This window comes from Nostoc sp. DSM 114167 (genome assembly GCF_052692655.1).
The window spans coordinates 2864032-2885269 of record NZ_CP195116.1 but is presented as its reverse complement, the minus strand read 5'-3'; the positions used below and the strand labels follow the sequence as shown (position 1 = coordinate 2885269).

The following is a 21238-nucleotide window of genomic DNA, read 5'->3' as shown; positions in this document are numbered from 1 at the left end:
ATCAGACTAAACATTGGCAAACACTTACTACCTTGCAACTAATGATTGGCTGAATATCAGCTTCCGGCTATGTATTGCATTGCTTATTGGAGCAATCATCGGCTTAGAACGTCAAATTAGGCGCAAACCAGCGGGTTTAAGAACTCATATGCTAGTGAGTTTAGGTTCAGCCTTATTTACCTTAATAATCATGCAAACAAAAGGACTGCAATCTAGTCCTGATGCACTTAGCCGTGTGATTCAAGGGATTGCAGCTGGTGTAGGATTTCTCGGTGCTGGAGAAATTGTGCGTCAATCTTCCCAAGAGTCACAGCAACTTGAAATTCACGGACTCACTTCAGCAGCGGCTATTTGGGTTTCTTCTGCATTGGGAATTGCTGCTGGCTGTGGTTTATGGCAGTTAGGATTAATCGGTGCAATGCTGACTTTTTTAGTTCTCAGCGTTTTTAAAAGGTTTGAAAAACGAAATCAATAATTAGCTAGCTATTATTTTTAATAAAAAATATGCCTAAGAAACATAGAGTTATTGAGCTTTCTAATTTACCTTTATCTGAAAATATGAATAAGGGAATACCAGATAATCAATTATCTGAATTAGAGAGCTATTAAAACATACATTTATCAAATTGCCAGCTTGAGGGAACCAAAGGAGTAGATTTTCAGTATACCTACTTTAATGTTTTTTAATTAGGAATTACGAATTGGTATAAACTATGCTTCAATTACTATAAATATGATTTTTAAAATTATTGATATTGCCTTATTTCTCCTGCCTTCACAAACAGAATTTGTGAAGATTTCAACCATTGAGAATCAAAAGAACCCAAATGAGTAGTAGTAATCAAGGTTTGAAAACGGTCTTGAATGGCATCAAGCAATTGATTTTGGCGGGATAAATCTAATTCGGCAAGAACATCATCTAGTAATAGTAATGGTGGCTCTTTGACGACTTCTTCAATTAATTGTAATTCGGCTAATTTTAAAGCTAAAACCAGCGTTCGTTGCTGACCTTGAGAACCGTATTGACGAGCGGGTGTCTGGTTAATCGTTAATTCTATTTCATCTCGATGGGGGCCGACAAGAGTCGTGCCTTGGTGCATTTCAGCTACGGCTCGCTGCTGAATTTTTGCTAAAAAAGCTTGCTGCACTTCTTCTGGCTGGTTATCTTCTAAAGGAATATTCGGCACGTACTTGATTTGTAGAACTTCTGTACTGCCGCTGATACTGCCGTGCCAGGTGGTAGCAATAGGGGCTAATCTTTGGATAGCGCGATCGCGTCGTCTAATTACCCTAGTTCCTGTAGTAGCTAACTGTGCATCCCACAGCGCTAGTTCTGATTGTAAAGATGTTGCATCCAAAGTCTCTACATGGCGTTTTAAAAAGGCATTGCGCTGGCGTAACACATGGTTATACTGCTGCAAAATGTGAGCATAAACTGGTTCGAGTTGAATTAATAGTGTATCTAACCAGTTGCGGCGACCTTCGGGGCCGCCGCGTACTAAATCTAAATCCAAGCTGGAAAATTGGACTGCATTGAGAACGCCAAGAAAATCCATTTGACGGCGGATAGATTCGCCATTGAGAGCAACGCTACGGCGACCATTGCGGCGCAAGGTCAAGGTCAAGTCGCTAACACCTGTTTGTCGCTCAAGGGTGGCATCAATTTGAGCTATAGCTTCCCCTTCTTGAACTAAATCGCGATCGCGGGTGATGCGGTGCGATCGCAATGTCGCCAGCAACTCCACCGCCTCCAACAAATTAGACTTTCCTTGAGCGTTATTACCTACCAAAATTGTTTTGGCGGCAGTAAACTCAACCTTTTGGTCTTGATAATTGCGAAATTGTCGGAGGTTTAGAGTTTTTAGGTACATAAGTTCAATTTTGGATTTTAAATTTTAGATTTTGGATTGAAGATAAATCTAAAATCTAAAATCTAAAATCTAAAATTTCTTTTTCAAACAGCCTTCTTGCCCATAATCCGCAAGAATATCTTCTCCGCTTCAATCCACACGAACATTAAGGCGCTGAAACCAATACAAACCCCCAACTCTTGCATATTCAGGTAATGAGTACCAAAGAAATCTCGCAGGGGTGGGACGTAAACTAGCATCAACTGCAAAATCGTGGTGACGACAACAGCCGCTAATACAAAGATATTCGAGAAGGGATTCATCTCAATGGTCAGTCGGTTGTTGGAGCGAATAGCGATCGCATGACCCATTTGAGCAATACACAAGCTGGTAAATACCATTGTTTTCCAACTATCGCGATCGCCTTGATAGCCTGGGGCATGACTATGTTGATAAGCCCACCACATTAAGGCAATGGTAATAATGGCAAAGATGATGCCAATGCGAATCATATAAGAACCCAATCCCCTAGCGAAAATACTTTCACGGGGGCTAAAAGGCGGACGTTGCATCACATCTGGTTCTGGAGGTTCCACAGCTAATGCTAAGGCTGGTAAACCGTCTGTCACCAAGTTCATCCACAAAATTTGTAAGGGAGTCAGGGGAACGCCTCCCAAGCCGATTAAAGGGGCGGCTGCAATTGTGAGAACTTCACCAATGTTACTGCCCAAGATGTATTTAATAAAGCGGCGGATGTTGGTATAAACAACTCTGCCTTCCTTGGTGGCGCTGACAATGGTAGCGAAGTTGTCATCAAGTAATACCATGTCACTCGCTTCTTTACTGACATCAGTGCCAGTAATGCCCATTGCAATACCGATGTCGGCTTGTTTGAGGGCTGGGGCATCGTTGACACCATCACCTGTCATCGCGACAAATCGACCCCGGCGTTGCAGTGCTTGGACAATTCGCAGTTTGTGTTCAGGGGAAACTCTGGCATAGATGCTTACCAAGTCAACGTTTTGCTCTAATTCCTGGTCAGTCATCCGTTGCAATTCTTGACCTGTAAGTAGCCTATCGCCTTCTTGGGCAATTCCCAAATCGGTGGCGATCGCTCGTGCTGTTAATTGGTGGTCGCCAGTAATCATTACTGGGCGAATACCTGCTTCTCGACACTCTTGCACGGCTGCTCTGACTTCTGGGCGTGGCGCATCTAGCATTCCCACCAATCCCAGCCAGACTAAATCTTGCTCGGATGTCTCGTCTGAACCTTCTGGTGGGATTTCCGTAAGGGGTTTGTAAGCAAAACCTAGCACCCGTAAACCTTTACTCGCCATCAGGTCATTTTCTGCCAAAATTTTCTGGCGTTGTTCTTCCCTCACGGGGGCTGTATCATTACCCAAATGAATCTGAGTGCAACGTGCCAAGATTAATTCTGGAGAACCTTTGGTAAACATTAAGTAAGGTTCCGATTGGAGAAAACCAGCGATCGCAGGATCGATACCCCTCGAAGATGCTTCACCTGTGGCTACTTGCTCCACCTGAGCGATCGCGCTCATCCGCTTCCGTTCTGAGGAAAAGGGAAACTCCGCAACGCGAGGTAACTTACTGTTCCACTGGTCTTTTTCAATTCCGGCTTTTCCCGCTAGGGTGAGTAATGCCCCCTCTGTCGGATCTCCCAAAATTGCCCATTCACCTTGTTCTTTTTGCAACACGGAGTCATTACAAATAGCACAGGCGACTGATAACGCGGAAATTTCTGGAGACTCCTCTAAAGAAATTTTTTGACCGTTTAACTGAAAGTCCCCTATGGGGGCATAACCTTCGCCAGTGACGCGAAAAGTTTTATTATTGGTGGAAATCGATTGCACCACCATTTTATTTTGAGTCAGGGTGCCGGTTTTATCAGAACAGATGGTCGTTACAGAACCCAATGTTTCCACTGCTGGCAATTTGCGAATCAAGGCATTTTGGCGCACCATTCGCTGGGTTCCCAGTGCCAAGGTGACAGTAATTACAGCTGGTAAACCTTCCGGTACTACAGCAACCGCCATACTCAAGGAAACTTCCAAGAGTTCTTGAATATTTTTAAAACCTCCGTCCTTGATGACACCGCCAACGACAACGATCGCCACCAGAATTAAAGAACCTGTAACTAGGACATTACCCAGTTGAGTCATCCGTTGCTGTAAAGGTGTGGGTTCACTTTCCACCGCCTGCAACATGGTGGCAATTTTGCCTAGTTCTGTAGTCATGCCGGTGTTAGTCACCAGAACCTTGGCACGTCCTTGGACTACTTCAGTTCCTTGAAAGACGACATTTAAGCGATCGCCTAATGATGTTTCCTCCGGCAATTTTAGTGATGCCTGTTTATTCACGGCCTCGGCTTCACCAGTTAATGCCGACTCACGCACTTGTAAATTAGACTGTTCGATCAAGCGTCCATCTGCGGCTATCTGCATCCCAGCTTCCAGCAGCATGACATCCCCTGGAACTAGTTCCTTGGCTGCTATCTCCACCAGTCTGGTGTCACGGATGACGCGCACTAAGGGAGAGGTCATTTTTTTCAAGGCTGCCAAGGCTTTTTCAGCGCGGCTTTCTTGGACGTAGCCAAGTATGCCATTGAGGATAACAATTGCTAAAATAGCGATCGTATCTTTAAATGGCACTTCACCAGGCTTCAAACTGCCCGCCCGTAAAGCCATCAGGTCTAAAAACCCAGAAATCAGAGCCACGCCAATCAGCATCAACAACATAATGTTCTTGAACTGATCCAGCAGAATTTCCCAAGCACTACGGCCAGCAGTTTCTTCAAGTTCGTTGGGGCCGTATTTTTGCAATCTCTGTTGAGTTTCTTGGGGTGTTAAGCCGCTGTCTGCATTACTATCAAGCAGGTCTAGCGCTTTATCAACTTCTAAACTATGCCAAACGGCGGCACCTTCAGGCAGAGAATTAGCAGACATCGTGTAGGTCACAGCAAATGGTTACAAAATTCGATCATAATTTAGTGATGGCAGGAATTCCATCTTTTAAAGTTACATTAAGCCGATCGCTCAGTTGTATGAGTGTATATGTAATTCTTAATATTTGTAAATTCCTCCTGTTTTGACATAGTATTATTTCTCACGAAAGAGTTTTTCGGAACACATTGTACCGATAATTATTAGTACTCCGCTGTAAACGTGGCGATCAAAAACCACTAATTGATGTACTTGGTAAGAGCAACGCCCATTATGGGCAGTCTTTTAACTCAGCACTCTTCATCTACCCCAATTGGGGGAGCCATTGCTCGACTAGGATTTCCTATATCAAGCAATTGGTGTGACGGCGGTAAAACCGCTTGAGTCAATGCCCTTTGGGCAGGGAAAAGGTTAAAGGGGAAAGGGGAAAGAGAACCCCATAACTAAAGTTAGGGGCTTGAAGTAAGGATGCCTCAATTCTCGCGCAATAGTCTGGAATTGAATCTTTTTCCCCTCGATAAATAAAGTTTAGGGGCTTGCACCCTTTCCCCCTTCCCCCTTCCCCCTTTCCCCTCTTCGGTCATGTTTCCTCTCCTACCTAAAGGTGAGGGTTTTTTACACTTACCACAAGGTTTTATGAGTTTTGCACTCCCCACTTTGACCGTTAGCCAGATGTTTGGGCAAAAAACAATTCGACCGCTTACCGCTGCTGCCCTGTGTGGCATTACTTTTATTAAAGATAGACTGATTGCTATTGACAGTATTAAAGGGCATCTACTGGAGATCGATCCTACCTCTGACAACAGCAGAATTCTCAATTTCCATCAAGTTGAAGAATTTACCGATGTCACTGGTCTAGCGGTGTGGGATGATACCCTGTGGGTAAGCCGAGAAAATAGTGTTTACTCGTGCAAGCTCAACACTTTGGATCTAGAACATTTTGTAACATTGCCTTATGCCGCTGATGGCGTTGCTGTTTGGGAAACAACAGTTTATGTAAGTTGCCAAAGGCTAGGCTACATTCTAGTTTTTGACCGCGAAACCCGAAAAGAAATTACCAGATTTTATGCCCCTGGAGTTGGGATAGAGAATTTGGCAGTTAACCAAGAAATGCTATGGATTTGCGATCGCACCGAACAATCAGTTTACGCGATGGACAGAGCCACAGGAGAACTGCAATTTAGCGTCCTGACACCCTTTGAATGTCCTACCGGCATAGCAATCCATAAAAATGCCGAAACAGGCAAAGAAAGTATTTACGTCGCCTACGCCTCAGAAGAGCCTTATATCCGGGATAACCCCAATGCCGATCCGAGTCATGAGCTAACATTCCGCGATCGCACTTTTATTCATCCTCTGTATTATCATTACCAGCCAGATAAGCGCTACGCCCTCTCTAATGGCTATCTGATTGAAATGTCTTATGCTGAAGAAATTGCACCCCTAGACGAGGTTTATTTACCCGATGTGGAATGGCGCATCGCCCTACCATCGGAAACTGAGCGTCAAAAGGTGAAACACGTTGAACCTATTGGTATACCCTTCACCGAAGAAGTGATAGAAGGACAACGCGTAGCAGTCTTTAAATTTGATTCTCTTGCCCCAGGCGAACGGCATATATTTGGCTGGAAAGCACTTTTGGAAGTTCGAGGGATTAAATATCGGATTACACCCAGAGATGTAGAAAATATACCTGAACTTTCCCCAGAATTACAAACACGCTACCTAGTGGACGACGACGATTTAGCAATGGATACTACAATTGTTCGCCGTGCCGCCAGAGAAGCGATTGGTTCTGAAACCAATGTGTTGCGGAAAATGCACAGCATCCGCAACTACGTTTATGATGAGTTATCCTACGGTATTAAACCTTACATTGATACACCAGATACGGTTTTAGAGCGGGGTGTTGGTTCTTGTGGTGAATATGTCGGCGTTTTACTTGCTTTATCCCGTTTAAATGGCATCCCCTGCCGTACCGTAGGCAGGTACAAATGTCCTCCCCATAGTGACTTCGTAGGAGTACCGTTACAACCCGACTTTAATCATGTTTGGCTAGAATTCTACGTCCCCAATTTTGGTTGGTTGCCAATGGAATCAAATCCTGACGATATAGGTGAAGGTGGCCCTTATCCAACGCGCTTTTTTATGGGCTTATGCTGGTATCACATTGAAATTGGCAAAGGCATCACCTTTGAAACGGTGACAAGCAAAGGTGAACGGCTAACTAAAGAAGATATTCCCATCGGTGATTTGGCGATAAATCATATTCGGTTCACAATTATTAAAGAATTACCAGACTTTTGAATTAGGGTATTGGGCATTCTGCAAAGGCGCTGAGAAAGCGAGTAGGGTGTGTTATGCCGTAGGCTAACGCACCTTAATACTCTCTAGCTAACTACAATTTTCATCAACTTCTCAACTCTTGTTCCTATTCAAGTATTCTTCAAACAATTCAAAAAACTTCTGTAGTGCCTCATGCTCGTCTACAGAATAGAAAAGAATTATTTTAGACCATGACTCACCTGAGCTAATTCCATATTTTTCTTCAATCCATGATTGAAAACCTTGAAATTCCCTTTCTGGCTCAGTTGGAGGTACGCCAACTTCTCTTCGAGCCAGACTATATCCTCGCAAAAGCATATCTAGTCTAGTAATTGAATTAGCTCCTAAATACATTCCTGGTCTTTTCTTTATATTAGTTAGAATCTCGCTGTAAATATCAAACTGAGGAAAACTCATATCCTCACTAAGCCTTGAAATATCTTCATTTTTTTGAATTTTTGAATTATTTTTCTGCTTTAAGAACTGCTCAAATTCTTCAAAAAACCTATTAAAAGCTGCTCGTTCGCTTCCAGAGTAAGAGAGAATTATCCCAGCCCAAGATTGACTCACATTAGTTTTTGCTCTTTCTTGTATCCACTCTTGAAACCCTTCCATTCCACAAGAGTCTATTGTAGTAAATCCTAGTGTGATTAGACCATCTATATACCCACCTAAAAATGAACGAAGAGAAGTAATTGATGGCTTATCTATGTACATAACTGGATTTTCTTTAATCTTTTGGAGAAGCGTAGAAAAATCATTCATGCCAGCAACCTCTAATTTGGTGAATATTTAGTAATTGAACAACTACATCGTGCTTTTATTAAGGTCAATCTTTCCTATGACGAGGGAATAAATTATCTGGCGGTATATCAGCACGAACTACATCGCTAATCCATTCTCCCTCAATATTATTGTTAGAATAATTTGCATAATCATCCCATGTCATGGTGTCGCCAGTTGAGTATTCATAAACAACTCCACGAGTTTGATTGTTACCATCTCCATCATTTAAACGAATCCAGGTTACATAATCACCAGATGGAGGATAACCACCACCAAATTCAATACCTGGAGGTTGAGCTAAACTTCTAATTGCCCCTGGCGCAGGTCGCCAACTTCGATAATGATGAGTTACAAATTTGTCAGGAGAACCAGACTTCCTGTAATGTACTGTTTGATGAAATTTGTAATTATAAAGAACTGAAGATTGACCTTGTGGGCCACAAACTAAATTAAGTGGATAAAAAGAACAATATCTCTCTTGAGCTTTATTTGGAACCTGCTCATTTTGAGCTTTAGTTGCACTGCTAATTGCAGTCTTCGCAGTAGGAGCTAATTCCGAGCCAGCAGCAGCACATCTAGCTTGAACAGCACAAGCATCTGGAGACAACAGCAATGCATAAACAGGTTGAGGTAAAATCCCTTTAAAAATGAGAAGTAAAAGAAATGTCGAAATTCCTACTAATCTAAATACGGATTTATTTGTGGTTAATCGCACTAGTCTTAACTCCTTACAACCAAAGATAAAAATCGATGTATCTGACATCTAGGTTGTCTGATAGGAGAAGAAAATCAGTCCAGTAAAAATACGAGTATTTATTATTTTGGAAAAATGAACCAAGTAAATAAACTAATTAGCTATTAACTCTTAAACTTCTTAAACTAGGCAATGGATATGATTGATGCTGCTTAAAATCGGCAAACTCACAGATGGAGTTAAATGGGCAAAAGCGGCAGTGAGAGCCAGGATTAGGAGGGAATATTTTACTGAAATTACTAGTTTCTTCCTGATATTTATGCAAATCGTGCTGGTGCTTATGAGCAATATTCGCTAACTCAAATTTTAAGGATTCTAATTCACTATTGTTAATACTAATTAAGTCTGATTTTTTACATATTTCTAAATTATAAAATGATGCTACAGCTTTTCGTCCAGGGTAAAGATAACGAGCAGCTAATAAGTAAACTAATGCCTGTCGTTTGTCAAAAGCCGACTTGCCAGTTTTGAAATCCAAAATATGTAAAGTGCTATCAGACTCAATAAAAACGCAGTCCATAGCCGCGTATAAGCGAAAGCAATAATCTTCTTGTTCAACTACTATCGGTTTAGGAAAGCCTTCATCACCTGGAGTTAATTGGATAATATCTTTATCCAAAAGCAACGGCGAATCGTGATATTTTTGCAAAATTTGCAGCACGCGTTGCTGAACTTGAACGCTTGAGTTGCCTAATTTAAGTAGCTGGGCAACTCTTTCTACGCCATCTGCTTGCTTCAACAGATGCCTGTGATGATGAAACTCATAAACGCCTTTCTGAGCTAGTATGCCAATACGCTGGGGCGCGGTGGCTTGCATTAAAAGCGCTTTGACTTGTGGTTCGTGTTGCCGTGCTTTGATAAACCCCCGTCTCATCTGGCAGTGCCAGCGTTCTTGCCCAGTCGCAGGGGCAACTAGAGACCAAAGGTGATAACTGGCAAAAGGTCGATCGGGGGTTGACATTGCTCAGAAACAGTGAGAGAAAATACGGTGGGGAGAAGTTTAAGCTAAGGCTTGCTTAGAAAAGAACTTCGGAGGATACTTGCTGCTACACACGCTTTGCGGGAAGCTTTTATAGTACTGATAATGTACCGGAGCAAGTGGCAAAAATGTCTAGCAAGATAAAATTTGGTACCGATGGATGGCGAGGGATTATTGCCGATGACTTTACTTTTCCTAATGTGAGAAAAGTAACAAGGGCAATCGCCACTTACTTAGAAACAGCCTACACAAAAGATAGACCAGTACTTATTGCCTACGATACTCGCTTTTTAGCTGACCAGTTTGCCCAAACAGCGGCCCAAGTATTAGCAGACTTGGGTTGGACTGTAAAAATTACCGATCGGGATTGTCCCACACCAGTAATTGCCTACAATGCCCGTCACCTAAATTCCGCTGGGGCGTTAATGTTTACTGCTAGCCATAATCCAGCACCTTACTGTGGAATTAAATATATACCCGATTATGCTGGGCCTGCCACTCCAGAGATTACTGATACTATTGTGGCAAATATAGAAGGTGCATCGGATGAGTTGCCTGGGAACAACCCATCAGGTTCAATTTCCATTTTCGATCCGAAACCAGATTACCTACAATTTATCTACACTCTACTTGATGTAGAAAAGATCAAAAGCGCTAATTTAAAGGTAAAGTACGATGCTTTGTATTCTACCTCTCGCGGCTATTTAGATGAAGTTTTGCAACATAGTGGCGTTCAACTAGAAAGTTTCCACGATTGGAGAGATGTTTTATTTGGGGGTGGAATGCCAGAACCCAAAGGAGAACAATTAGTTGAGTTAGTGGAAGCAGTAGTTCGCGATCGCGCTGATTTGGGCTTGGCAACGGATGGAGATAGCGATCGCTTTGGTATCGTTGATGAACAAGGAAACGTCCTCACTCCGAATACTGTGCTGCTACTCCTAGCACGTCATTTAATCAAAAATAAAGGTAAAACTGGCGCTATAGTCCGTACTGTCGCTACAACTCACCTGCTGGATAATTTCGCTGCTAAAAATGGGCTGCAAATTTACGAAACAGCAGTTGGTTTTAAATACATCGGCGAAAAAATGCGCGAAACTGCCGTGTTAATCGGTGGAGAGGAATCAGGTGGTTTGAGTATTATTGGGCATATTCCCGAAAAAGACGGGGTTTTAGCCGATATGCTGGTGGCAGAAGCGATCGCCTATGAAGGCAAACCGCTAAGTCAACTTGTCAAAGAAGCGATCGCTGAAGCCGATGGCCCACTTTACAACAACCGCCTAGACTTGCACCTCACAGAGGCACACAAAACCGCCGTCATCGACTCCTTTACTAAAAATCCACCTACAGAGGTAGCAGGAATTAAAGTCAAGGAAGTGGGGCGTAAAGACGGTATTAAGCTGTATTTAGAAGAAGGTAGCTGGGTTCTACTGCGTCCTTCCGGTACAGAACCACTGGTACGCGTCTACCTAGAAACCAACACTCCCGAAAAACTCACCCAAATCGCCCAAGAGTTAGAAAGTGCCATTGCTAAACTAGAGGCAGTAGCAGTTTAATTTGCCAGAGTTAGGAATTAAGAGTTAAGAGTTATGAATTAGGAGTTAAGAGTTGTAAAGTAACAATTCTTAACTCCTTATTTCTAATTTCGAGCAAAATATAACTCCTAACTTCTAACTCCTAACTCCTAACTCCTAACTCCTCATTTCGATCAAAGTATGAAAACTCTTGCTCCTTTTTTTACATCTTTAGTTGTAGCAGTTTGGGTAATAGCGATCGCAATTATTTCAGTCCAAAATGCTACACCCGTATCGTTAAAATTTTTAACATTCCAATCGATTCAGATACCAATGGGTTTAGTGCTAGCTTTTAGTGCCGGTGTCGGGTTAATTGGTATGGCACTGCTGCAACCTCTGTGGGGACTTGCTGGTATTGGGCAGAGTAATTCTAGATTGGAAGACGATGCCGAATTTTTTGTTGATGATGAAGATTTTTGAGGCTTGAAAAAAACTGATGAGATTGATTTCTGCCCGAAAAGCTACGTGCTATGGCTTAAACTATGCAACCGATCGAGAACGGCTATGAGCGCAACTTATAAAGCAGATTTTAACTTGTGGATTCAACAGACAGCCCAACTATTGCGATCGCATCACTGGCATGAAGTTGATGTAGAACATCTGATTGAAGAGGTTGAAAGCTTAGGGAAAAGTGAACGACGGGCTATTGCCAGTCAACTAACTCGCTTACTCTTGCATCTGCTCAAGTGGCAATATCAACCCCAGCGTCGCTCAGATAGTTGGTTGGATTCAATTACTGATTCTCGTACCCAAATTGAGTTAGCCATCCTCGATAGTCCTAGTCTCAAGAGCTATCCTACAGAGCAACTTGAGGAAAGTTATCAAAGGGCGCGTCGCAAAGCAGCCAAGCAAACGGGGATGCTTGTATCCGTGTTTCTAGAAGAGTACCCATATTCTGTAGAGTTAGTGTTGGATGAAGACTGGCTACCGGAAGTAAACGATATTTGATAACTGTAATTGTGGCTGTGTCATAGGAAGCACATTATAAAGAAATGTCTATATTAGTTAACCCGTTGCCAAACTCTGATGATATGCTTTGCTACTGCAACTAAAAGTTTTCCGTCTAGACTGAATGCTATTGCATGAGTTCTGCTATAACTATATGGAAGTTGTTCAGGATGCTTGCAAATCAGTTGTCCTGTTTCAATCTCATATAAATATACAGTTCCATTTCCATCTATACTCGCAAGTAGCTTGCAGTCAGGGCTAATTGTAATTGCATTAATATAGCTTTCGTGTAACCTTATAAATTTTAAATGTGGTTTTAATCCATTTATTAAATTTTTATGAGAGGTATTCCAAATTTTTATTGTTTTATCCTTACTACAACTTGCCAAAATAAATCCGTCGCTAGAAAAACAGATATCCATAATTTGTTCTTCGTGTGCTGATAATTTACATAGTAAATGCTGATTTGATACCCTCCAAAAACTAATATTTTTATCTTTCCCAGCAGTAGCTAAAATTTCACCATTAGGATGAATTTTAATTGAATTTAGATTATCTTTGACATCTATGGTGAACTCTATTTCAAAGTCAGGTACTTTCCAAGCCTTGACCGTTTGATCTAGACTCCCACTAAAAATTCGCTTACCATCAAAGCTATAAACTAGAGAATACACAGATTGTGAGTGCCCTTTTAAGGTCTTAAGTAGGCTTTTTGTATTACAATCCCAGATTTTAATAGTTTTATCATCACTTCCCGAAGCAAAAAAATTATTGTCAGGACTTAAAGCAAGAGCAGTAACATCTCCGCTATGCCCATCGCCAGTTTGTCTTCTAGTACTTGCAACAAAGTATTGCAAGGTTTGATTTTCCAAATCCCAAAAATTGATGTAATGGCAACTATCGCCTGTTACGAGTGTTTTGTTAGTTCGGCTAATTATAAGACTGCATATATCTCCACCTTCTGCCTGAATTTGATACTCTCTCCACTGCAAATTGTTTATAAATTCTAAATGTTTCAGGCAACTCTTTAAACCACTACCATGAAGTAAGTTCTCTATTTTTAGACTAATAGAATATCCGTATTTATCGGACTGTAAATAAATTTCATTGGCATTAATTTTATCTTTAATAATTTCTGTAGTAATAAATCCTGCCATCACAAGTCTATATTCTGATTCAAACTCATTAAAAATTTGACTTTCCCAATGTTTTTCATGAATCAATACACATGCCAAAACCTTGTTTTTTTCTATTTCATCTTTAGAAAACTTCCATTGAGTATTAATGTTGCCATATCGAGTTTTAACTTGCATTCCAATATTTTTATTTGAGTTAATCTTAAAATCAACTTTCCCATCGTCGCTAGGGAGAATTTCATAACTTACGGAAGTTATATAGTTTCCAAGAGAGTGTTTTACAGCAATTTCTCCCAACTTTCCTTTTAGATGATTAGAGAAATTCACACGAGCATTATTACTCTGATGTTTAAATTTATCAACCATTTTCCAAGCAAACTCTCTAGCATCTCTTAATTCATCCAATAAAATAATTTTTAATTCACTATAATTTCCTTCATATCTAGAACATAACAATTCTTCATCCTGATTTGTATTGAGTCTTTGAATGAACTCAATTTGTATTTCTCTCAGAAGATTAGTAGTATTCATAAAGTTTAAAGGATTCTTTATGTGTTACAAAATTATGCCAAAGATTTGACTTTAACAGAGTTAACTAAACTGCCAGAAATAAAATCTGCAATGAGTATATTAATCAACCAATACTCCCGACACTTTTTTCAGCACAAATAATTGCCAATTTTGGGCAAAAAAGGACTGATTTTTTAAAGTTTACTGGATAAAATTTCAACCCAAACTTTCTGGATCGACACCTAGCGCATTTAGCCTTTCAATTAACATTTTCACTTTTTGTTCTGCTTCTACCCGTCGCTGTTCTTCAAAAGCTGTGCGTTCTTCGGCTTCCCTAATGCGTTCTTCTGGTATCAGCAATCTTTGCCCTTCTTCGTCATACCAGTACAGCCATTCCCGCACTATACCTTGATAAATTCCTCGTTCTCGCCCAATTCCTAAACCAATTTCTGGTAGCCAAACGGGATTTCCTGACATTAAGATATATTCCCCATCAACTAAATGATACACTTCCAAAGGTGTCTTTTTCCGCCGCAGGGGACTATATACAACGTAGTACAAAATTCCTAATTCTTTGGCATAAAATTCTTTCTTGGTGTTATATTCTTCGCGATAAATTTGAGAAACAACTTCTAGTGCTAAAATTGGCAGTTGCTTTTCTTCCCATAGCACATAACTTAGGCGTAAGTCCTCATCAATGACACGTTTAACTCCTAAGCTGAGAAACCCATCAGGGACAATAGCTGGTTTATCTGGGTGATAATAAATACCCATGTCAACACCAAAGAACCAATTCCAGCGATCGCACCAAACCAAAGCCAGTATCGTTTTCAGCAAGCCGGGAATTAAATTTTGAAGTTCATTATCCACAGCAGTATCATCTGAGTCGGGTAGTTCTTCGGAAGATGGCAAACAATGCAGTGGATTGTAGTTTAACATGAGCGGTTTTGCCAAATCTGATTTTAGATAGATTGTACGTAATCTATTGATGTGCGATCGCATGGCAAGAATGAAAAGCCATGTTTAGCGATTGCTTTGTATCTTTCTTCTCAGTAATTAAATCTTTATAAGTGTAAAATCTTTACATTAAATTCGTGGATTTTCGGTACTGACTACCAGAGTGTGTAACTGACAATAGCAAAAAAGGGCGGAACATTGTTCAACTCGAACATTCCAGAAGTCGCAGAGTATTCAATTTCATGGTGAATTTGGTAGCTGGGCTGATTACCTATACCTACCAGGAGAAAAAGTCTTCTCTCAACCTTGACTCAGAAAACATGGCGTAGCTGGAAATTAGCTAATTTTCAGCCCGATTTTTGAGTTGTACCTAAGTATCAGAGATGTCACCACAGATCCATTCACGAGTTTTAATCAAAAACTTCCTAATAGTTTTTTTGCCATTGTCAGCTTTAGTTGGAGTTGTTATTGCCACTATCTACTACCAACAAGTACAAACCGAGCAAGTTCTGCTCAAAACAAATGAACTCCGTAAGGTAGATTTACAAACTAAAGTAATTAGCGGAGACTTTCACTCGGTTGTCTCAGATTTGATGGTTATCTCTAAACAAAACGAGCTACAAAGAATTTTAGAGGGAGTGGGTAGACAACAGGCACTTTCTCAAGAATTTTTATTATTTTCTGGATATAAAAAACTTTACGACCAAATTCGCTTTTTGGATCGATCGGGTAAGGAAATTGTCAGAGTCAACTTTAACAAGGGTGAACCAGGGATTGTCCCCGAAGAAAAACTGCAAGTTCAAGCCAAGCGTTACTGGTTTAATGACACTTTCCGCCTGAACCAAGGACAAGTATTTGTCTCTCCTCTTGACCTAAACATCGAACGTGGTCAGGTTGAACAACCCTTGAAGCCAATGATCCGCTTTGGCACTCCCGTTTTTGATAACCGTGGGCAGAAACGAGGCATTGTGGTGTTAAATTATTTCGGTGCAAAACTGCTAGACAATTTTAATCAAGCTTTTGCTAACGCCCCTAGCCAGGGAATGTTACTGAATGCCGATGGCTACTGGTTAAAAGGGGCGAAGCCTGAAGATGAATGGGGATTTATGTTTCCCGACCGCAAAAACCGCACTTTTGGCAAAACTTTTCCCCAAGCATGGCAGCGGATTTCTCAACAAGAATCGGGACAATTCCAAACTACTGAAGGAATGTTCACTTTTACCACAGTCTATCCACTTCTCGAAGGGCAAAAATCTAGTACGGGAGCAGGACAAGCTTTTGCACCAAGTCAAAATCAAATTGATACTAAATCCTATCACTGGAAGATTGTCTCGTGGGTGTCACCAGAGACGTTGACAACCAAATCAAACCGATTTTTGAGTCAATTGCTACCGCTATATGCTGGGTTAGTAGGACTAATTGGCATTGGTTCTTGGCTACTAGCAAGAGCTAGTGTTAATCGTAATATTGCCCAGATAGAGTTAAGGCAGTCTGAAGTCGAATTGCGAAAGCTAGTTGAACGGGAAAAAATTCTGAAAACTCGTCTATCTAGTCAAATTCGTAACTCGCTGGATCTAAATACGATTTTGAGTACAGTAGTGGGTGAAGTTCGGCAACTGCTACAGATCGATCGATGCCAGTTTTTTTGGTGTTATCAAGAAGATGAATCTACTAGCTTGGAACTGAGTCAGCAAGCTTGCGCTCCCGACTTAACAGAACCTTTAGGCTGTTCTCCGATCCAAAATGTGGAAGCTTTAAGTGAGGCTGTTATGCAAGGGAATTTGCTTTGCTTTGATGACATTGCGGCAGATTCCTGGCTTGATTTCAAGAGTCGGAATTTACTGGTGACATTGGGCTTTAAGTCTCTACTAATAGTTTCAGTTCAAACTCAGTCGGGTCGATCGGGTGTGATTGTCTGCGAACATAGTAGAGAGCTTCGCCCCTGGAGTGATGATGAGGTGGAAATCATTCGAGGCGTGGCTGACCAGTTAGCGATCGCCATTGACCAAGCCCAATTGTATAATCAAAGTCGCGCTGCTACTGCTGCTGCTACTGCCCAAGCAGAACAACTCAACAAAGTTCTGCACAATCTCAAACAGACTCAAGCTCAACTAATTCAGACCGAAAAAATGTCGAGTTTAGGTCAACTAGTGGCTGGTGTAGCTCATGAAATCAATAACCCAGTTAACTTTATCTACGGCAACCTGACCCATGTAAGTGAATATACGCTGGGCTTGTTGGAACTGATAGAACTTTATCAAAAATCTAATGCTCATTCAACACCTGAAGTACAAGCTCATATAGAAGCGATCGACTTTGAGTTTATGGCTGAGGATCTACCTAAAATATTAGTTTCCATGAAAATGGGAGCTAATCGCATTCGGGAAATAGTTCTCTCCTTACGAAATTTTTCTCGACTTGACGAAGCGGATATGAAACCTGTCAACATTCATGAAGGTATTGATAGCACACTACTGATTTTACAAAATCGCTTCAAACAAACGCCGGGAAATAACGGAATTGAAATAGTCAAGGAATATGGTGATATTCCCTTAGTAGAATGCTATGCCGGACAACTCAATCAAGTGTTTATGAATCTTATTAGTAATGCCATTGATGCCCTTGATAGTTATAACAGTAAGCGAACTCTTGAAGATATAGAAGCTAAACCCAGCCAGATTGTAATTCGTACTGAGTTACGCAACTCGGATTACATAACTGTACAAATTGCAGATAATGGCCCTGGCATGACCGAAGTAGTTAAGCAAAAATTATTTGACCCTTTCTTTACTACAAAAGCCGCAGGTAAAGGCACTGGATTAGGACTAGCAATTAGCGCTCAGATTGTCACAGAAAAACACAACGGAGCTATTTGGTGTATTTCTGAACCAGGACAAGGAGCAGAATTTTGGGTTGAGATTCCGATTTGCCAAAGTCGTGAACTAGCTACTACATCTGCTGCTAGTCTAGCAGTCGTAAATAATTCATAAAATGTGCTTGCTATTTGCCTTATTTTATGTAATAAAGCCACTTGTCTACGAGATGCTGTTAGATTTTAATGCTATGGAAGATTTACTGCACTGGTTGCAAACAAATCTATCAGCTTAATAATCTATTTTTAGAATAATTGTAAAAAATCTATTTACTCACTTACGCCATACAGGTTTATTACTTTACTCAATTAAAAGTTTCAAGTGAGTAACAAAAAGGGCAGGTACAAAACCCGCCCTCAAAGCAATAAATATTTAAACAAAACTAAAGTAGCGATCGCAACTTAATTACCAATTTCTGGCGCACTCAAAGAAACCTTTAGTGTTTCGTCTTTTTGCTGTGCTAATGTCGGTACAGAATCACGCAATCTTGCTGTCAATTGTACAGTTGTCGCGTCATACATTTGAGTCAGCAATTTTGGATAAAAACCAATACCAATAATTGGAATTAACAAACAGGCAATGATAAATACTTCACGGGGTTCGGCATCTATCAAAGCTTGGTGAGAAACTAATTCTTCGTTCTCTTTACCGTAGAAAATTTCTCGCAACATCGACAGCAGATAAATCGGAGTTAAAATCACTCCTACTGCCATCAAGAACACCACGATAACTTTAAAGGTAGAGCTATAAGCATCGCTAGTAGCAAAGCCAACAAATACCATCAATTCTGCCACGAAACCGCTCATCCCTGGCAATGCCAAAGAAGCCATTGAACAGGTGGTGAACATGGCGAAAATCTTCGGCATTCTCTTCGCAACACCGCCCATTTCATCCAACATTAGGGTGTGGGTGCGATCGTAAGTTGCGCCAACCAGGAAGAACAAACTCGCCCCAATTAACCCGTGGGAAACCATTTGCAATACTGCCCCACTCAACCCCAAATCGGTGAAGGAGGCAATACCAATCATCACAAAGCCCATGTGAGAAATTGAGGAATAGGCAATTTTTCGCTTCAGGTTGCGCTGGGCAAAGGATGTTAAGGCAGCGTAGATGATATTGACTACCCCCAAAACCACGAACACTGGTGCAAAATAAGCGTGGGCATCGGGGAGCATTTGGGCATTCATCCGAATTAAGGCGTAACCGCCCATTTTCAGGAGAATACCTGCTAATAACATGTGTACAGGGGCTGTAGCTTCACCGTGGGCATCAGGTAGCCAAGTGTGCAAGGGAATAATCGGTAACTTGACAGCGTAAGCAATCAGGAAGCCAGCATAGACGGCAAGTTGGAAATTGAGGGCGAAGTCTTTTAAGGCGAGCGATCGCATGTCAAATGTCACCGTATCGCCGTAAAATCCCATTGTCAGTGCAGACAGCAAAATAAACAGCGAACCGCCGGCGGTGTATAAAATAAATTTTGTCGCTGCATATTGCCGTCTTTTGCCTCCCCAAATCGACAGCAGAAAGTATATCGGTACTAGTTCCAGTTCCCACACCAGGAAAAATAACAGCATATCCTGGACAGCGAACACGGCAATCTGACCGCCATACATCGCCAACATCAAGAAGTAAAATAGCTTCGGCTTGAAGGTGACAGGCCAAGCTGCTAAAATCGCCAGCGTGGTAATGAATCCAGTCAAAATAATTAGGGGCATGGATAAGCCATCTGCCCCTACTGACCAATTCAAATCTAGTTGGGGTACCCAGGCGTAACTCTCGACCAACTGCAAATCTGGATTGGAAAAATCATATCCAGTATAAAAAGCATAAACAATTAGTGCAAAATCTATCAGCCCTACAACGAGGGAGTACCAGCGCACTGTTTTGCCTTCTTTATCCGGGATGATGGGAATCAGTAGTGAAGCGGCTATCGGCAACAGAATAATCGTCGTCAGCCACGGAAAATTAGCTGTATTCATCACAATTCGTCTGCTATCAAAATCATGTTTGGCAAAAAGTCACTAGTTATTAAGTAACAGCTTTTTGGGGATTTCGTCTTCCTCGTTAGGTTGATTTAATTAAATTGGCAGTCCCCTATTTTTCCTCTTGGGAGTCTTTTTTGACAGTTGCGGGTGCGGAATGTGCGTTGTGATACTCCCAGTCAAGTCAAAAATTTACCCTAAAAACTGTACGTTCGCTTATTTTGAGATGGCAAAAAAATTAATACCTTGAGAGGAAAGGAATAAAACAATTTTCCAACCCAATCGCATAATGCCTCTTATTTCTCAGTAGTGTGGAGAAAAACGATGGCGCAATTCTTGGGTAAAAGCGATCGGTTCACTCCCAAACTTTGAGTGACTTCGCTCTATGTAGAGGATTCACTCAGTTTTAATTTATCACTATGCTTCCTGGGTCGGTCCTTGCCAGTTTATCAACTCACTATGAGTCATTCGTCGGTTTAAATAAACCCAGTACCATATTAGACTTGTCACGCTAGTATCTGTTTTCTACCTCTGTTTGGAACTTGCTAATCGATCTGCAAATTTGACATTGGCTGGCGACCCTTCCTCAAAAACCGAGCCAGCGATCGCACGATCTAGACGCAATCGCACTTTTGTTAGCAAGTTATCTGGCAAAGGAACGTAGCCACTTTCTGAGATTAAGGAACGGTTAGCAGCATTTAGGTGGTAATCTGCAAAAACTTTGACGGCAGGATTTTCTTTAAGAGCTGTCTTGCTGACGTATATAAATAGAGGACGGGAAAGGGGATTATAGCTGCTGTTGGCGATCGTTTCTGGGCTTGGCTCTACACATTTACCTTCCTTGTTCTCAATAGCAAGAGCCTTGAGAATGTTCTGATTTTTTAGGTAGCGGGAAAAGGCTGTAAAGCCAAGACCTCCCGGCTCAGATGCGACTGTCTGAACAGTTACGCTTTCCTCTTCACTGGTTTTGTAGTCATTGCGGATTTTCCCACTTTTGCCAATTATCACCTCACTAAAATAGTCTACAGTACCAGTGCCTACAGCCGGGCCAGCCAGTATTAGGGGATATTGATCGGGGTAGTTATTACGAACTTGGTTCCAGTTAACGATTTTGCCTGATGCCGCAGACTCCCATATTTTGCTCAGTTCTTGAGGTTTGAGGCAAGTAGCCCAAGTGTTGGTGCGATTGACTACAAGGGAGATGCCATCAATGGCAAGCGGCAATTCAACGAATTCAATGTTGTTTTTTTGACAGGCTTCAATCTCTGACTTTTTTATCGGACGGGCTGCCATTGAGATATCAGTTACGCCAAGGCAAAACCTTGTAAAGCCGTCTCCAGTACCGTTCTTCCCAATAGCGATTCTTACATTGGGGTTTACTTTTCTAAATTGTTCTTTCATTGCTTCACTAATGACAGAAACCGTACCCGAACCGTCAATCAGTACAGTTTTACTTGCATCTAAGCCAGTATTGCCATTTACTCTGCTGTCTAGTGGAGTATAAACTTGCCTTTGCTCGCTAGTACAAGCACTCAAACTCACCAATAAGATAGTTGCTAAAAAACACTTAATATGTAACATCCTTTTAACTATAAATAGATACAGCC

Annotated in this window: 15 protein-coding genes; 6 read left to right on the top strand and 9 right to left on the bottom strand. The window is 41.4% G+C overall.

Annotation, left to right across the window (positions count from 1 at the left end; translation table 11 throughout):
• Positions 1-13 precede the first annotated feature (13 nt).
• Positions 14-475 carry an MgtC/SapB family protein gene (locus NSTC731_RS12340; protein WP_445631053.1) on the top strand — a complete coding sequence of 154 codons (462 nt, stop codon included), beginning with the start codon at positions 14-16 and terminating at the stop codon, positions 473-475.
• A gap of 271 nt (positions 476-746) precedes the next feature.
• Here the strand turns inward: NSTC731_RS12340 and recF are convergent, their stop codons facing one another.
• Both recF and NSTC731_RS12330 read right to left on the bottom strand, forming a co-directional pair.
• Complete coding sequence (gene recF / locus NSTC731_RS12335; protein ID WP_445631052.1) at positions 747-1871, bottom strand: DNA replication/repair protein RecF; 1125 nt, start codon at positions 1869-1871, stop codon at positions 747-749.
• 83 nt (positions 1872-1954) lie between these two features.
• Positions 1955-4813: a cation-translocating P-type ATPase gene (locus NSTC731_RS12330; protein WP_445631051.1), complete on the bottom strand. Its 2859-nt coding sequence runs from the start codon at positions 4811-4813 to the stop codon at positions 1955-1957.
• Between the two features lie 633 nt (positions 4814-5446).
• Between NSTC731_RS12330 and NSTC731_RS12325 the strand changes: the two genes are divergently transcribed.
• A complete protein-coding gene (locus tag NSTC731_RS12325; RefSeq protein WP_445631050.1) occupies positions 5447-7117 on the top strand; it encodes a transglutaminase domain-containing protein in 1671 nt (556 codons plus the stop codon).
• 111 nt (positions 7118-7228) lie between these two features.
• On the opposite strand, the gene NSTC731_RS12320 is transcribed toward NSTC731_RS12325, so the two are convergent.
• The 3 genes from NSTC731_RS12320 to NSTC731_RS12310 form a co-directional block, all read right to left on the bottom strand.
• Positions 7229-7900, bottom strand: a complete 672-nt coding sequence (locus tag NSTC731_RS12320) for a hypothetical protein (protein WP_445631049.1) — start codon at positions 7898-7900, stop codon at positions 7229-7231.
• A gap of 64 nt (positions 7901-7964) precedes the next feature.
• Entirely contained in the window at positions 7965-8684 is a 720-nt protein-coding gene (locus tag NSTC731_RS12315) for a hypothetical protein (RefSeq protein WP_445631048.1), read from the bottom strand.
• An 88-nt stretch (positions 8685-8772) separates the two neighbouring features.
• A complete protein-coding gene (locus NSTC731_RS12310) occupies positions 8773-9636 on the bottom strand; it encodes a PD-(D/E)XK nuclease family protein (RefSeq protein ID WP_445631047.1) in 864 nt (287 codons plus the stop codon).
• 146 nt (positions 9637-9782) lie between these two features.
• On the opposite strand from NSTC731_RS12310, the gene NSTC731_RS12305 reads away from it, so the two are divergent.
• The 3 genes from NSTC731_RS12305 (at position 9783) to NSTC731_RS12295 (ending at position 12173) form a co-directional block, all read left to right on the top strand.
• A complete protein-coding gene (locus NSTC731_RS12305; protein WP_445631046.1) occupies positions 9783-11207 on the top strand; it encodes a phosphoglucomutase/phosphomannomutase family protein in 1425 nt (474 codons plus the stop codon).
• 159 nt (positions 11208-11366) lie between these two features.
• Entirely contained in the window at positions 11367-11645 is a 279-nt protein-coding gene (locus tag NSTC731_RS12300; protein WP_445631045.1) for a LapA family protein, read from the top strand.
• An 84-nt stretch (positions 11646-11729) separates the two neighbouring features.
• A complete protein-coding gene (locus tag NSTC731_RS12295) occupies positions 11730-12173 on the top strand; it encodes a DUF29 domain-containing protein (RefSeq protein ID WP_445631044.1) in 444 nt (147 codons plus the stop codon).
• 53 nt (positions 12174-12226) lie between these two features.
• On the opposite strand, the gene NSTC731_RS12290 is transcribed toward NSTC731_RS12295, so the two are convergent.
• Positions 12227-13840 carry a WD40 repeat domain-containing protein gene (locus NSTC731_RS12290; RefSeq protein ID WP_445631043.1) on the bottom strand — a complete coding sequence of 538 codons (1614 nt, stop codon included), beginning with the start codon at positions 13838-13840 and terminating at the stop codon, positions 12227-12229.
• Between the two features lie 195 nt (positions 13841-14035).
• Positions 14036-14758, bottom strand: coding sequence for a Uma2 family endonuclease (locus NSTC731_RS12285; protein ID WP_445631042.1), 723 nt, complete (start codon positions 14756-14758; stop codon positions 14036-14038).
• Between the two features lie 401 nt (positions 14759-15159).
• On the opposite strand from NSTC731_RS12285, the gene NSTC731_RS12280 reads away from it, so the two are divergent.
• On the top strand, positions 15160-17766 hold the full coding sequence (locus tag NSTC731_RS12280; RefSeq protein ID WP_445631041.1) for an ATP-binding protein: 2607 nt from the start codon (positions 15160-15162) through the stop codon (positions 17764-17766).
• A gap of 284 nt (positions 17767-18050) precedes the next feature.
• On the opposite strand, the gene NSTC731_RS12275 is transcribed toward NSTC731_RS12280, so the two are convergent.
• A complete protein-coding gene (locus NSTC731_RS12275; protein WP_445631040.1) occupies positions 18051-19628 on the bottom strand; it encodes an NAD(P)H-quinone oxidoreductase subunit 4 in 1578 nt (525 codons plus the stop codon).
• 528 nt (positions 19629-20156) lie between these two features.
• Positions 20157-21212, bottom strand: coding sequence for a PstS family phosphate ABC transporter substrate-binding protein (locus NSTC731_RS12270; RefSeq protein ID WP_445631039.1), 1056 nt, complete (start codon positions 21210-21212; stop codon positions 20157-20159).
• Between the last annotated feature and the right edge of the window lie 26 nt (positions 21213-21238).

Excerpts from the sequence above, each read along its gene's own strand:
- recF (WP_445631052.1), bottom strand. The coding sequence starts at position 1,871 with ATGTACCTAAAAACTCTAAACCTCCGACAATTTCGCAATTATCAAGAC.
- NSTC731_RS12330 (WP_445631051.1), bottom strand. The coding sequence starts at position 4,813 with ATGTCTGCTAATTCTCTGCCTGAAGGTGCCGCCGTTTGGCATAGTTTA.
- NSTC731_RS12325 (WP_445631050.1), top strand. The coding sequence starts at position 5,447 with ATGAGTTTTGCACTCCCCACTTTGACCGTTAGCCAGATGTTTGGGCAA.
- NSTC731_RS12320 (WP_445631049.1), bottom strand. The coding sequence starts at position 7,900 with ATGAATGATTTTTCTACGCTTCTCCAAAAGATTAAAGAAAATCCAGTT.
- NSTC731_RS12315 (WP_445631048.1), bottom strand. The coding sequence starts at position 8,684 with ATGTCAGATACATCGATTTTTATCTTTGGTTGTAAGGAGTTAAGACTA.
- NSTC731_RS12310 (WP_445631047.1), bottom strand. The coding sequence starts at position 9,636 with ATGTCAACCCCCGATCGACCTTTTGCCAGTTATCACCTTTGGTCTCTA.
- NSTC731_RS12305 (WP_445631046.1), top strand. The coding sequence starts at position 9,783 with ATGTCTAGCAAGATAAAATTTGGTACCGATGGATGGCGAGGGATTATT.
- NSTC731_RS12300 (WP_445631045.1), top strand. The coding sequence starts at position 11,367 with ATGAAAACTCTTGCTCCTTTTTTTACATCTTTAGTTGTAGCAGTTTGG.
- NSTC731_RS12295 (WP_445631044.1), top strand. The coding sequence starts at position 11,730 with ATGAGCGCAACTTATAAAGCAGATTTTAACTTGTGGATTCAACAGACA.
- NSTC731_RS12290 (WP_445631043.1), bottom strand. The coding sequence starts at position 13,840 with ATGAATACTACTAATCTTCTGAGAGAAATACAAATTGAGTTCATTCAA.
- NSTC731_RS12285 (WP_445631042.1), bottom strand. The coding sequence starts at position 14,758 with ATGTTAAACTACAATCCACTGCATTGTTTGCCATCTTCCGAAGAACTA.
- NSTC731_RS12280 (WP_445631041.1), top strand. The coding sequence starts at position 15,160 with ATGTCACCACAGATCCATTCACGAGTTTTAATCAAAAACTTCCTAATA.
- NSTC731_RS12275 (WP_445631040.1), bottom strand. The coding sequence starts at position 19,628 with ATGAATACAGCTAATTTTCCGTGGCTGACGACGATTATTCTGTTGCCG.
- NSTC731_RS12270 (WP_445631039.1), bottom strand. The coding sequence starts at position 21,212 with ATGTTACATATTAAGTGTTTTTTAGCAACTATCTTATTGGTGAGTTTG.